Source organism: Romboutsia maritimum (assembly GCF_002251085.2).
In the GTDB taxonomy this organism is placed as follows: Bacteria; Bacillota; Clostridia; order Peptostreptococcales; family Peptostreptococcaceae; genus Romboutsia_B; species Romboutsia_B maritimum.
The window spans coordinates 88,431-100,933 of sequence record NZ_NOJZ02000007.1; the positions used below are offsets into that span (position 1 = coordinate 88,431).

Here is a 12,503-nt window from a genome sequence, read left to right on the forward strand (position 1 = left end):
TTGCCTTTTAATTAAATTTTATATCTAGTAATTATTTACTAACTTATCTAATCATTCTTTTTATAACTACAGATGCCCAAGTTGCGCCCATTGTCACACCAAAAAATACTTCTAAACTCACTAAAATTTTTCCAAATAATCCACTAACAATCATATCTCCATATCCAACTGTGCTAAAAGTTACCATGCTAAAATACCATAAGTCAATGTACATATCTAAAATTGATTCTAAAGAATAATTATTTAAATTACTTATATCAATTCCTATAGACTCGCTATTTATAGTTTGTATTCCTGCAAACATATATAAAAAAGCAAATATACTTATTATGAGTATAGTTATTATAAGTATATTCCAAGGCTTTTCACCATATCCAATTGTATATTTTGATAATTTATCAAAAAATTTAGCACATATATATTCATTATAAGTAGGATAATCAGATTCTTTTATTATTTTTCCTCCATAAGTTCTTTCCTTATAATAGTAATATCCTATATTTTCATAATCACCTATATCTTTTGATTGATTTCTTGCTATTCTATAATTTATTTTTCCATATAAGTATTCGCCTTTATTGTATTCAACATTTCTTAATATGAACTTGCTACATCCACTAAAGCGTATCCCATCTAATCTTGGTAAATTTTCAACTTTATTTATTATTAAATTTTGTCCTTTAAATTTTACTCTTTCAAATACTTTTTCATTTATAAATTTTTTATTAAATTTTATTTTATAAAATTCACAATTCCCTATAAACGATGCGTTTTTAAATTTAGCATTTTCTTTAAATTCAACTTTATTAAAAATCACATCTTCTTCAAACTCATAATCTGAAAAGTCCGCTTCTTTTTCAAATATAACTTCTGAAAAGTTTAACTTTTCATATTTATAATTTATAACCTCATTTATATTAAATTTTTGGCTAAATATAAACCCTCTGAAATTAGTTATTTTCTCACTTTTAATTTTCTTTATTAAGATATCATTTTCTTCTTTTGTTTTATTTCTTTTTTTATGCAATTAACGTCTTCCTCCACTTTGTAATTTAGATGCTCAATATTAGTTTTAATAGTAAATTTAAATATATACTAAATTTATAAATAAAAGAGGATATCTTAAAATTATTATAATTTTGAGATATCCTCTTTTATTTATTATGTGAATTAATTCATTATTATATACATGTAAGAACCATCAAAAGTGCTATTAATGCTGCTACACTTCCTAATACAACTTTTTGTCCCATGAGTTTTTCTTCTTTTATACAACTTTTTTCATTATCATCATATTCTATTTCTTCATCATACTCATCTCCTGAGTTTTCTTCAGGTTCTTGTATATCTGCTTTTACATACATTATTTTACTTAGGTCTATTAGTATCTCTTGAGTGCTAGAATATTTTTTTGTTCTACTCATAAGTTTTTTAATAAGATTTATAAGTTCTTCATTTCCATTAATTGCCCTTATTTCATTCCAATTCACACCTTTGTCTATGAGTTTTAACATTTCTAAATCTGTAGTAGCTTGCCCAAAAGGTAATCTTTTGAATATAGACTCAAATAAAATTACTCCTAATGTAAAAAAATCACTTTCTTTATCTGTATAATTTATATTCAATTGATGCGGACATAAATAGCTTAAATCTCCATAACTCCTTAGATTTACACCTTTATTTGCTTTAGTTACTCCAAAATCAAATATCTTTACATTGTAAAATTCATCTACTAAAATATTACCTGGTTTTAAACTTCCATGATATAATCCATGAGAATGAGATTGTTCTAATGCCTTTAAAATCTGTGTTGCCATTGTTATTATTGCTTCTAAGTGAATATAATTCCCCGATATTATATCACTAAGTACTATACCATCAGAGTATTCACTTACTATATAATATAATACCACTTCTTCTGTGCAATGAATTCCTACATCTAAAATTTTTGATATATATGGTGAATTTATTTCATCTATAGCTGTTGATTCATCTATTAAATTTGACATAAAATCCTTACTTATATTTGGAGTATGTTCTATAACCTTTATTAGAACTTTTCTATTATCATATGCATCTCTAGCTTTATAAATTTTGTTCAGTTCTAAACTTTCTTCACAATTTAATAGTTCATATCTATTACCTACAAATTTCAATCTTTTCACCTCCTCAACCCTAGTATTTTATATGAAATATATTATATATTATAGTATTTTTTGTAACATTTATCTATGAATCTATATATTTTATCTTCTTAAATATTTCAATGTTAATTTAATTTAAAACAAAATAAGAGACTGTTCTACATTAATGTTTATACGTAATAAATATTGTTTTCTTAAGCAAAAATCAACTTAAATTAAGAATTTATTTTCTTAACTTATCTTTTAATTTAGATTTTTAACTTATTCAATATTATCACTTAACATTAATCTATAAATACAGTCTCTTATTTATTAATTTTATTTTATTAATTTTTTATATACACTCTTTGCTATATATTCTGTGTTAATTATATTTCCTGCTGAATCTTTATATAATCTATAAGTTTTAGTTGCATCTAATCCATTTTCTTTAAATTTGTCTACTTTTAAATTTATATTTTTCTTATCTGCTGAATTACCGTAAATTCTAGATGTTACAAATCCATTTCCTGATATATTTTTTACATATACTGGATGATTATATGGATTTTTAAATCTAAAATCAGTTCCACCATCATTTACCATAGCATCTTGACCCATAGGTACATAGTTTGAAGCTACAGTATGATTACTTACTGCTGTTATTTGCATTCCTGAAAATAGCGCTACATTGTATATCGTTGAAGACGTCTGACAAACACCTCCGCCTGAAGCATCTTCTAATTTACCTTTTATTATTACAGGTGCATCTTTATATCCATTAGATTTCGTTCTTGGTCCTGTTAGTGCATTATAAGAATACTCTTCTCCCGGCATAAGTAATACATTACTTCCTTTATTTGCTGCTAACATTATATTATTAGCTCTTCCCTCTGGAGCCATTGTAAATTTAGTCGTAAACTCTGCTAATAATGTATCAACCGTTTTAGCTTGAGCAGTCGTTACATTTGGTTGTTTGATGTTTACCTTTAAATCAATTTTTCCAAAAGTTTTACTATTAATCATTTTATAAATAGACTCTTTATTTGCTGCTACGTCAAACTCTTTACCTTGTCTAGATGGAGTAACAGAAACTGAGTCCCCATCCGATACATTAACCTTAGCATTTTTAACAGGTAAATTTATTTCATTTGAAACGTTTTCTATAAATTTACTCAATTTAGCTTCATCATATAAAGATTTAATTTCAAATTCCTTTTTATTTCCTCTAAGATCTAACACTCTTTTTACGTTTTCAAAATATGAATCCGTTTTTGTATAGTTGTAAGCTTGACTTACTATCTCTTCTGTATTATATCTTAAATCTATATCTTTTGGTTTAATCTCATATGTTTTTTCGTCATATGATAAGTTTATATTTTTAGGATTGTATTTACTATTTAAATTTTTAATAGCATCATCTTTCGTCATTTTCGAAACATCTAAATCCTCTATAAATATATTTTTTGATATTTGATTATTGTATATATAATTTTTATTGAAGTAGTTGATAAAAAGACCACCTAATAAAACAATTCCACTACCAGCTACAATTAAGTTTTTTCTTTTTGCCTTTTTAGTTCTTTCTACTCTTTTTGATTTTTTAGATTCACTCATTGTCCCACCTCATTTTTTACGATTAATTTGATTATATTTCAATATTTCGGCTAAAACAACAAATAAAGACAACATGTAACCTTATTGTTACATTTAATTAAATTTCACCAATAACAGGATAATGGTCTGATAAATCACTTTTATCCACATAGTATTCTTTTGGATTTAAATATTTATCAACAAATATATAGTCAATTCTGGCTTTTGATTTTTCAAATGTTTCAATATTTTTATCAGTTAAACCTATTGAAATATCAATATACTTACTTAGAGATACATGTCTTTCATTAAAATCCCCACATATAATAATATCTCCGATTAACCTATTAGTATAATCCAACATTTCACTTATCTGATTATATCGTTCATATTTATCTAGTCCCAAATGTGTATTTATTATATTAAAATTAATATCTTTTTCATTTATTGTTACGCACAAAAAACCTCTTTGTTCCTTTTTACTAGTTAAATACATATGATTACTGTTTTCTATTTTTTGTTTTGTAAACGTACATATCCCATAAATTTTTCCAGGTTTATTTACATTGTCTGCAAATACTCCATTCATATTTAAATCAGATTTAATTTTTTTAAATTGATGATATAAAACTTCTTGTAAACAAATAACGTCCCAATCTAATTTTTTTAAATATTTGCCTAACTTATTTAATGTATATTTATTATTAGAATCCATTCCTTGATGTATGTTATATGTTACTATTTTCAAGACAATCCCTCCATACAAAATAAAACCTAACTCAGTCTTCTACTTCTTACCAAGTTAGGTTTTATTTAAAAGTTTTATATTAAATTCAAACATTTTCTAATGTTTAGTCTCCTTTTTTATTCTAGTAAATTTCCCCTCACTTGCAATAAAAACAAATCCCATTTGTCTATAAAGAGCATCTAATTCCATTAATGTTACTTCACCTTTTTTTAAATTACTTATTGTTATATCTTTTATTCTTCTTGAAGGTATTATCATTAGTTACCACTCCCTTTAATTATCTATACTTTATTATATTTACATATTGTTATTTATATTACTGTTTTTGAATTTTCTTTACGAACATTCGTTCTAAATTCATTATACACAAACATTCGTTCGTTTTCAATAAAAATTTTTATTAAAACTTGCATTTTTTTATTAAAATTTGCATTTTTTGTAGTCTTAAAAGTTTTTTAGTACTACTATAATAGTAATAGCGAGCTATACCCTGACAGGGAGAGTTCTCTAATCTGTAAGGAAATCAGGAGGTAACCAAATGAATTTAAATACTACTCCTCAATCAGTTAGAGTCCACATAGGTCTCTTTGGTAAAAGGAATGCTGGTAAATCTAGCATAATAAATGCTATTACAAACCAAGATGCTGCTATAGTTTCAGATGTAGCCGGTACTACTACTGACCCCGTTTTTAGACCTATGGAAATATTACCTATAGGACCTTGTGTTTTAATAGATACTGCTGGAATTGACGATATAGGAAACTTAGGTGAACTTAGAATAAATAAAACCTTAGATGTTTTAAATAAAACGGATATAGCACTTTTAATAATAGATGTATCAAAAGGTATATCTAAGGATGATTTTTTATTAATAGAACAATTTAAATCAAAAAAAATTCCTCATATTTTAGTATTAAATAAAATTGATAAAGTCAACAATCAACTTGAGGTTTTAGATAATATAAAATGTTTGGTATCCTCTCCTACTGTTTGTGTATCTTCAGCCAATAAAATAGGTATTGAAAATTTAAAACAAGAAATTATAAATGTTATTCCTAAATATAGTAATGAATTAAAGTTAGTTGGTGATTTGATACAACCAAATGATTTTGTAGTTTTAGTTGTACCAATAGATAAATCTGCTCCTAAAGGGCGATTAATTCTTCCTCAGCAACAAGTAATAAGAGATATACTAGATAACAAAGCCCAAGCTATCATAACTCAAGAAGATAACTTAAAAGATACGTTACAAGCTCTTTCAAAGAAGCCTAAGCTTGTTATTACCGATTCTCAAGTATTTGAAAAAGTCGCCAAAGACACACCGTTAGATATACCACTTACATCTTTTTCTATATTATTTGCTAGAGAAAAAGGTGACCTTTTAGAACTAATAAACGGTGCATATGCTATTGAAAATCTAAAAGATGGAGATAAAATATTAATCGCAGAGGGTTGTACCCATCATAGACAGTCAGATGATATTGGTACTTTCAAAATTCCTAATTGGATAAAAAAAAGAACTGGTAAAAATCTTACATTTGAATTTTCGTCTGGAATTTCATTCACTAAAGATATTACACAATATGCGCTTGTAGTACATTGTGGTGCTTGTATGATGAATAGGACTGCTATGTTATCAAGAATAGAAACTGCTAAGTCATATAATGTTCCTATTGTAAATTATGGAATTTTAATAGCTTACTTAAAAGGTATTTTAAATAGGTCTATAGAACCTTTAACACAAATAGATGAAATTTTATATTAAAAAAATATAATTTCTTCCCAATAATTCGACAGTGTACTTTTATCATATATGCTGAATAACTTTTCAAACAATATAAAATTAAATTTTTCGCTAAAATCGGTTAATTATTGTAGAATTATGAGTTTTAGTTATCCTTGTATATAACAATAGTTAGTAGTAACATTATCTCATAGAACATGTTTAAAGGGGGAAATACATTGAAAACTTCTAACGCTAAAAGAACTATTCCATTTAAAGATAAATGTAAGGAGTCTGGATGTGTAAATTCAAAGTATAAAGGACGCCTATACAATGTATTAGATAATTCTCATAAAGTAATTGCGTATCCTAAATTCAAAAAAAGTGATAAATTCAGCTTTATAAAAAATAATAAAACTTTTATAATTACAATATCCATTGTGCTAGGCTTCATTTTATTAGCTTTTATAAATCTTCTTTTTCCTAAGAACGATATAGCTATTAATAAAATCCCAGCTAAATTTACTTCTTCTGAGGCTGTTATATCAGGTCCTGAATTTTCAAATTACGATACAATAGTGTCTTCTTCATTGAAAAGTATCACTAAAATAGATCCTAATAGTGAAGTTAGAACTGAATCAATGCACAAAAATGGAGGGCATGTATATGCTCAAGGTTACTTTATTGTACCTAATGAAGGAAAAATACACTTTGATATGATTTTAAATAGAGAACAACCTCGTTCTCTTATGATAAATGGTTCAGAATTAATAAAATAAAAATTAAGGAGTTATTTAAAAACTAATGCTTATAAGCATCTTCTATAAATATAATTTAAAATATAATTTTTACTTTTTTAGAAAACGTTTTCAAGTTCATTCAAAATTATATTTTTCAACTTATTTATAGAAAATTCCAAATAGCACATATTTTTAGATAACTCCTTTTATTTTCCTTAATATACTAAGCTTTGATTGTTAAAATTTCAATACTTTTATTTTCTTCTTGGGTAAATTTTAGTGAAAAAGTTATTTTACAGTCTTTGTCTGATTCTGCTTCTATCACTTGTGCTACTTTTTGTATAATTTTAAAAGCTTTATCATAATTTATATATTTTTTATTCGCAGTTGCATTTATAATTATTTTTTTAGGTAATTCATATGTTCCTTTACAAATTCTATTTTTAATAAGTTTATACCTCATATCTTCTTCAGAACTTTTTTCATTAACTTTAATTATACTCATTTCAACATTGTCATTTCCATTAAATAACCATTCTACGTCCTCGTAATCTATATATACACTGCAAGTAGCTATCATATTTTCTATAAATAAATTCAAAATAGAGTCTATTATATAATAATCATCTATAGTATCATTAGTAAATTTTATATTACCAAATACTTTATTGTTAGATATAATTACTGATGGTCCAATACATCTATTTATTTTTTTTATAAAAAATTTATAATTAATATTGTTACTTTTTTGAGTATTTATAATTATAGGTATAACTAAAGTATCATTCATTTTTGCTATTTTACCTAATTCTATTAATATATGCACTGCTACTAAATCACAAACATCACAAATCATTAATACTAATCTTTCTTTCTTTATTAATTTGTACAAATTGTCTTTGTGTTTATTTATAGCATCTGTTATTTTAAAGAATCCTTCTTTTTGTAGTGACTCCCCTTTAAAGTGCTCTTCTGTAAAAACAATGTTTTCTTTTATATTTTCATTTATTTTATTTTCCTTTATATCAATTGTAGCTAATCCTATATATTCTTTTTTATTGTTAGCTATTTTATTTAATATATCTATCCCTTTATACCCTACCCCAATAAATTTAATAATATTTGGATTCTCAGCTACTCTTTTTTCTTTAACTTTATCCATAAATTCATTCCCCTTTATATCTTAATGAACATAATTTGACTGAGTAACATTCCATATAAATATATATTTTTTAACTTTTTTAATCTTGCATATACGGACCATATAATTTAAATTTTTTCATTTCATAATTTAACTCACTATCTCCAATCATGCCAAGAAGTTCATTATATAATTTTTTACTTTGACCTTGAATTTTAAAACTAGTTAAATTGATATTACCTTCACTTTGTAAAGTAATAATAATCACTTCACCTATGTTAATATTATCTTTTTTCTCTGACTCACTCATTATTGCTTTAAGTATTTCTTTATCGTCTATTTTATAAATTTTTACTATGCTTTTTGATTCATCTATTAGAAATGCCTTATACTTTTCCTTTAAAAATTTTTCAACATATTCCATGGTATATTCTTTTTTCTCTTCCATTATATTTCCCCCTAGTTATATAATTTAAAGAGCTTGATAACTTTCTTTATATATATTATTCTATATAAAAGTTTTTTTTCCTATTATTGAATGACTTTTTTAAATTTTTAGAATTTTCTATATTGTATTTCATTATTATTATTTATCTAATTATTATCTTTTATCAAAAATAAATAATAATAATTATAATTTAAAAGCTTGTCTTTAATTAAAATATAATTATATATAAATTATAGTCTAATATACAGTGCTTATCTATCATTTATTTAATAGATATAAAATTTAATTGTTTACATAAGTTCAATTATAACGTATAATAGATTTTGGAAGAACTTCTGCCGGCCGGCAGAAGCAGACGCTAGCCCAAAAGCACCTATTATTTATAATAGGTGCTTTTTTATTTCTATGATTTTTTTATATTATCTTTTACTGCTTTACCTACATTCTTACCTGTTTTATAAGTTTCTTTAGCTATATTGCCTACTCCACTTACTACATCTTTTCCTACGTTGCCTACTCCACTTATAACTTCTTTTCCTATATTACCTACTCCATTTATAACTTCTTTTCCTACATCCTCTACTGGCTTAGTAACTTTTTTTATATTTTTTATTGATTTATTTTCCATAACTAAAGTCATCTCCTTTACCAAATTATAGATATGTGTTATGGGTAAACCTAAAAATTTATCCGTTTACTTAATACTATAATATGATTTTAGACAACATTAGTTACATAAAGCTATCTTTTTACTTATAATTTCTTATTTTTTTACTTTCTAGTAAATTTATAGTTTCATCTATTGATAACATATAATTTTCATATAGTCCATATCCCATAAAAGAACTTATTGATATTTTTATATCAGCAAGTTTCGAAATATTTTTAAAAATTTCTGTATTTTTTAAATTATTTAATTCTCTTAATAACTCTTTATTTTCAGGATTATGATTTCCAAAAATAAATATAATTTCTATTTTATTTGAAAAATCTACTGTAACTTCTTTATATGGATATATAAGCCCTAATCTTGATTTTATCTTTAATACATCAATCATTTCTGATTTTAATGTTTTTAATTTATTTTCATCACACAAAAACAAATACATATCGTTAATATTTCTTAAAAATGCTGTTTGATCATCAAAATAATCATCACCATAATTCATATCTATTAAACATAAATCTAAATTATCTGTACACTTTCTATTTTCTTCTTTTGATGGCCATTTGATTCCTATCATATCAAAGTTAAAATTTCTATTTTCATTTAATGCACCTGAGTATTCTATATCACATATAAAATAGTCACTTTTTTTGCCTATATTACCATAATTATTTTCTTTAGCTACTATATGTTGATATTCTCGTTCTCCACCATTTGGCTTTTTCATATGCATCCAAAAGTCCATTTGTTGTTTAATCTTAGGAATAACATCAACTAGTTTTTTTGTTTTCTCTACTGAAGTTATGTTGTCTATACATTCTAATATTACACTTTGTCTATCATCTGATGCTATGTAGTTTTTATCAAAGTATGCCTTATATTCATTAGGATTACTTTCCCTAACTTTTATTAGACTGCCTCCTCTATAATATATATTTATGCTATTTTTTCTAATCTCCATTGCTAGAGTTGTGTCTGACTTTACGTATTTCAAAATATTTCTTAGTATACCACCTTCTAAATCTTCTATAAAAGTATTCGATATTACTCTTTCCATAAAATCACCCTCTTAATATAGATTTAAATTAATACCTATAATATATATTATCACGTTTTATATTAAAAAAAGCATCTAAAAACATTGTTTTTAGATGCTTGCTTTTTTAAATGCCTGCTTTTTCAAATATTTCATTTAAATATGAAGCTACTTTATTTACTGGTTTTTTAATCAATAGCATTAATAAGAATATTAATATAAATGCTGATAATGATCCTAAATTCTTAAACACATCTGCTGGAATTGCTCCTGAAAGCCCTTCTCTTAGTCCCGCCATTGCATATGTAAATGGCCATAGTGGTTGTAATATACCAAATATTTCAGGATTTGTTTCTATTGGATATATACCTCCTGAACCTGCTATTTGGAATACCATCATTATTACCGCAGCAGCCTTACCTACACTTCCTAACATTGACACTAATGTAAATATAATCACTGTAAATGTTAATGATGTCATCATTGTAAATAAGTATGTTATAAATAAGTTATCTGGTTTAACTCCTATTAATAATATATTTCCCGTCATTATTATAAGTGCCTGAATAACAGATATAAATAAAAGTGTTAACATTTTTCCAAAATGCTCTTGGTGATATTTTATTTTTCCTCTTTTTTTATCTTCTTCATCCATTTCTGGTTTTAATAAACAAGCTGCTAAAAGAGTTCCTATCCATATTGCAAGTACAGTGTAAAATGGTGTTAATCCAAATCCAAATGATACAGTATCATACACATCTTCTTCAACTACATCTATTGGTGATGACATAAATGAAGATATTAACTCTGGGTCTTTTGACATAAGATCTAGCATATCATTTACATTTTTATCATTAAATCCATCTGTATCTTCAATTAATTTTTTTAAATCATCATTTAATTCATTTATTTTTTTATTTAATTCATTTGCTTGTTTAATTGATAATTTATTTGTAGCTATTGCAAAATTTGAAATTGAATTCAACTTTGGCACAATATTCTTTGAAGTTTCTACCATTAAATCAATATTATCTAATCCTATTGATAAACCATCTAATATACGATCAAATGCTGGTAAAGTATTCGAGTATAAATTATTAGATACTGTTATAAGTAAATCTCCTGTTTCAGATGATAAATTATACAATCTATCAATAGATTTATTTAAATCTTCTTTAGTTGTATTGTTATTTATATCATTTATTATCTCTTTTAATATTTCTGTTCTTTGTGCTGTATTATCTTGTACAGATTTTAGTAAATTCATTAAATTATTAATACCTGCATTATTAGAGAAATCATAAACTAAATTTAATATTTTTAATTGAACTATTATAGAGTTATTTAGAGACTCATATAAATTATCTATTTGGTCTGCTATATCTAATTTCTCATTATTATTCGTTTCTATCTTTAAATTATTTATTAACTCTTTTATTCTTGTATTTGTATTTTGCATTTGCATTATATCATTATTTAAATTATTAGAAATATCATTTATAGATTGTTTAGTATATAAATTCAAGTTTTTACTACAGTGAACTATATTTTGAAGATTATTTATCATATCTAGTACTGTTGGTAAATCATCTTGTATTGTTTTTATATAAGCTATAAAATCATTAGAGTTACTATTAACATCATTAATATGTCCTGAAACTTTATCTAAATCTTTGCTTGTGTTATTTAAAACCTTTTGTATGTTAACAATTTGAGGTTTATTTTCTTCAAGTTTTTTGCCCATATCATTTATAACTTCTATAGATTCTTTATATACCGTCTCTATAAAATTAGATTTAATTTCATTTGATAATTTAGAAACAGCTACTTGTGTAATTTTATTTGCTATTGCATTTGCTTTTTCATTTTCTTTATAAATTATATTTGGTTTTTGTGGATCTGTTGAAGCTAGCGTTAATAATTTTCTAGTATAATCTGCTGGTATTTTTACAAGTGCATAATACTTACCATTATTTAAACCATTATTAGCTTGCCATTCATCTTCAAAAACCCATCCAATAGAATCATTTTTTTTTAAATTTTCTACTATTTTATCGCCTGTATTTATATATTTATCATTAAAAGTAGAGCCTTCATCACCATTTACTACAACTACTGGTAAATTTCCTGTGTTTGAATATGGATCCCAACAAGCATATAAATTAACCCATGCATATAGAGATGGTAAAATACATAATCCAACCATTATAAAAACTACTACTTTATTTTTTTTCATAGATTTTAAATCACTAAAAAAGATTTTTAAAATATTCTTCATTTG

The 12,503-nt window shown here is 24.7% G+C and carries 12 protein-coding genes; 2 read left to right on the plus strand and 10 right to left on the minus strand.

Annotated features, from left to right (window positions below; all coding sequences use genetic code 11):
* Positions 1 to 43: 43 nt before the first annotated feature.
* The 5 genes from CHF27_RS06025 to CHF27_RS14370 all read right to left on the minus strand — a co-directional run bounded on the left by CHF27_RS06025 (position 44) and on the right by CHF27_RS14370 (position 4,725).
* Positions 44 to 1,027, minus strand: coding sequence for a potassium channel family protein (locus CHF27_RS06025; protein ID WP_095405051.1), 984 nt, complete (start codon positions 1,025 to 1,027; stop codon positions 44 to 46).
* 154 nt (positions 1,028 to 1,181) lie between these two features.
* Positions 1,182 to 2,156 carry a serine/threonine-protein kinase gene (locus tag CHF27_RS06030; protein ID WP_095405050.1) on the minus strand — a complete coding sequence of 325 codons (975 nt, stop codon included), beginning with the start codon at positions 2,154 to 2,156 and terminating at the stop codon, positions 1,182 to 1,184.
* Positions 2,157 to 2,462: 306 nt separating this feature from the next.
* A complete protein-coding gene (locus CHF27_RS06035) occupies positions 2,463 to 3,740 on the minus strand; it encodes a VanW family protein (protein WP_095405049.1) in 1,278 nt (425 codons plus the stop codon).
* A gap of 97 nt (positions 3,741 to 3,837) precedes the next feature.
* Positions 3,838 to 4,467, minus strand: a complete 630-nt coding sequence (locus CHF27_RS06040) for an endonuclease/exonuclease/phosphatase family protein (protein ID WP_095405048.1) — start codon at positions 4,465 to 4,467, stop codon at positions 3,838 to 3,840.
* 96 nt (positions 4,468 to 4,563) lie between these two features.
* Positions 4,564 to 4,725: a hypothetical protein gene (locus CHF27_RS14370; RefSeq protein WP_095405047.1), complete on the minus strand. Its 162-nt coding sequence runs from the start codon at positions 4,723 to 4,725 to the stop codon at positions 4,564 to 4,566.
* Positions 4,726 to 5,005: 280 nt separating this feature from the next.
* Here CHF27_RS14370 and hydF point away from each other — a divergent pair, with 280 nt between their 5' ends.
* Both hydF and CHF27_RS06050 read left to right on the plus strand, forming a co-directional pair.
* Entirely contained in the window at positions 5,006 to 6,232 is a 1,227-nt protein-coding gene (hydF, locus tag CHF27_RS06045) for a [FeFe] hydrogenase H-cluster maturation GTPase HydF (RefSeq protein ID WP_095405046.1), read from the plus strand.
* A 197-nt stretch (positions 6,233 to 6,429) separates the two neighbouring features.
* A complete protein-coding gene (locus CHF27_RS06050) occupies positions 6,430 to 6,969 on the plus strand; it encodes an SRPBCC family protein (RefSeq protein WP_095405045.1) in 540 nt (179 codons plus the stop codon).
* A gap of 184 nt (positions 6,970 to 7,153) precedes the next feature.
* On the opposite strand, the gene CHF27_RS06055 is transcribed toward CHF27_RS06050, so the two are convergent.
* From CHF27_RS06055 to CHF27_RS06075, 5 genes are all read right to left on the minus strand, one after another.
* The gene (locus CHF27_RS06055) at positions 7,154 to 8,092 is read right to left on the minus strand and encodes a hypothetical protein (RefSeq protein ID WP_095405044.1); all 939 of its coding nucleotides are present in this window, start codon (positions 8,090 to 8,092) and stop codon (positions 7,154 to 7,156) included.
* 79 nt (positions 8,093 to 8,171) lie between these two features.
* Positions 8,172 to 8,519: a hypothetical protein gene (locus tag CHF27_RS06060; RefSeq protein ID WP_095405043.1), complete on the minus strand. Its 348-nt coding sequence runs from the start codon at positions 8,517 to 8,519 to the stop codon at positions 8,172 to 8,174.
* Between the two features lie 403 nt (positions 8,520 to 8,922).
* Complete coding sequence (locus tag CHF27_RS06065) at positions 8,923 to 9,147, minus strand: hypothetical protein (RefSeq protein WP_243444958.1); 225 nt, start codon at positions 9,145 to 9,147, stop codon at positions 8,923 to 8,925.
* A gap of 121 nt (positions 9,148 to 9,268) precedes the next feature.
* On the minus strand, positions 9,269 to 10,243 hold the full coding sequence (locus CHF27_RS06070) for a hypothetical protein (RefSeq protein ID WP_095405042.1): 975 nt from the start codon (positions 10,241 to 10,243) through the stop codon (positions 9,269 to 9,271).
* Positions 10,244 to 10,349: 106 nt separating this feature from the next.
* Positions 10,350 to 12,500 (minus strand): YhgE/Pip domain-containing protein, encoded by a 2,151-nt coding sequence (locus CHF27_RS06075; protein WP_095405041.1) that lies wholly within the window; start codon positions 12,498 to 12,500, stop codon positions 10,350 to 10,352.
* Positions 12,501 to 12,503: the final 3 nt, after the last annotated feature.